General features: G+C 43.6%; 2 pseudogenes. One reads left to right on the forward strand and one right to left on the reverse strand.

From position 1 onward, the window contains the following. Positions 1-244: pseudogene (locus B7X71_RS17295) on the reverse strand (DNA/RNA non-specific endonuclease); the annotation flags it as partial. A 519-nt stretch (positions 245-763) separates the two neighbouring features. On the opposite strand from B7X71_RS17295, the pseudogene B7X71_RS17300 reads away from it, so the two are divergent. Further along, positions 764-1228 (forward strand): annotated as a pseudogene (locus B7X71_RS17300) (lytic transglycosylase domain-containing protein); the annotation flags it as partial.

Below are 1228 nucleotides of genomic sequence, written 5' to 3' on the forward strand. Positions count from 1 at the left end.
TGGTTCGGCGGGGGCGAGGAGTTTGAAGCTGTTCACCATTTAACCTTTCCACGGTGTAGATAGGCTTTTTGTCTAAAGGTGAGTAGTAGATTGCAAAATCATCAAAGCAAAGGTCGCGCCCTTCCTGAGAAGTGCTGGGTATTTGCTGGGCTGGGAAAAGGTCTTTGCACTGATCGAACAGGGCAAATGCACTGAATGGCAGCCAAAGGGAGTTCAATAAGAAAAGTTTGACTAGGAAATTCATTGCATGTCAGTGTAATGAGAGTCGCCATCCGGCAGCTAAAGAATTGCGCCTATCGAGCGGGTAAGTTAGCTGTAGAGCAAGTCCTTGTCAGGGTTTACTCTCTGAATCTCAATGATGAATAGGGCTTGCAAAGTTTGAAGAGCGATAGATTTGTAGGTTGAAGCTATAAGTTCTACAACACTACCGGTAGCAACTATAGGCGCTAAAAATACTAGATGTACGGTTTTTTGACCCTGGCAGAAGTTTAAAAATAGTAAAAAAGTTGGATTTTCGGCACTTTTTTATGATATGAAATAAGCACCCACTAACTTCTATAAATCATTGAATTTAAACAATAAAATATCAAAAATTAGGACTTCCCCGGGGGGTAAGCGTATATCAAGACCTATAAGTTATTGAAACACCATTCTTTATTCTTGACTTGATATAAGAACCTTCTTAGGATGGCACATGTTTTTAACTTATTGCATTGCAACATAAATCAGATGTTTGATTTTTTGGTGTGCTGCAAGACCATGAATGATTAAATGTTTGTCTGCCGATTCGAATGACTTGCAACTAGCCCAGCCCCTAGGCGCTAAGGCTATGAAGTTGTTCTCTTACGCGCTCTCACCAGTTTATCGGGTGCTCAATGGCTTATTGATCGTGACAGTGTTCATGATCGTGGGGCTCTGGCTCTCCGGCAATGGTACTCAAGCGGGTGCATTTGATATGGCTCGCATCTTGGTTCCAGATGAAGCTCGCCAGATGGTTTGGCAAAACGGATTTGGAATGCTCGATCAATACCAAGAAGAGACTCCAAAGGCTCTGGACGATAAAGAAATCACCAGCGTGATCTACGACAAGGCTTCAGCAGGCTCTAGCAGCAGCCTGACAAGCTCTAGGCATCAAAAAGTAGCCCTTCTAGTGCCATCAGTAGCCCACGCGCAGGTGAAGCCAATCTCTCACCTATCGGATCGCATCCCAGCATCAAAAATTGATCCA

The organism is Polynucleobacter sp. 39-46-10 (assembly GCF_002282275.1).